This is a genomic window from Mycobacterium simiae (assembly GCF_008370645.1).
In the GTDB taxonomy this organism is placed as follows: domain Bacteria; phylum Actinomycetota; class Actinomycetes; order Mycobacteriales; family Mycobacteriaceae; genus Mycobacterium; species Mycobacterium simiae_A.
This window is the reverse complement of record NZ_VTZN01000676.1, coordinates 1-228: the sequence shown is the minus strand read 5'-3', so window position 1 is coordinate 228 and position 228 is coordinate 1. Positions and strand designations below refer to the sequence as shown.

At 72.4% G+C, this 228-nt stretch carries 1 protein-coding gene; it reads left to right on the top strand.

The features are described from left to right. Window positions 1–228, top strand: a 228-nt coding sequence (locus F0Q45_RS27330; protein ID WP_149656741.1) for an HNH endonuclease signature motif containing protein, incomplete at both ends; no start/stop codon positions are given.

Below are 228 nucleotides of genomic sequence, written 5' to 3'. Positions count from 1 at the left end.
GATCAACCGGCGGCTGCGCCGCGCCCTCGAGCACCGCCAACCCAGCTGCGCGGTGCCCGGCTGCGGAGCCACCCGCGGTCTGCACGCCCACCATGTGCGGCACTGGGAAGACGGCGGCCCCACCGAACTGGCCAACCTGGTGCTGGTGTGCCCGTATCACCACCGGCTGCACCACCGCGGCGGGATCACCATCACCGGTGACCCCACCCACCTCACCGTCACCGACAC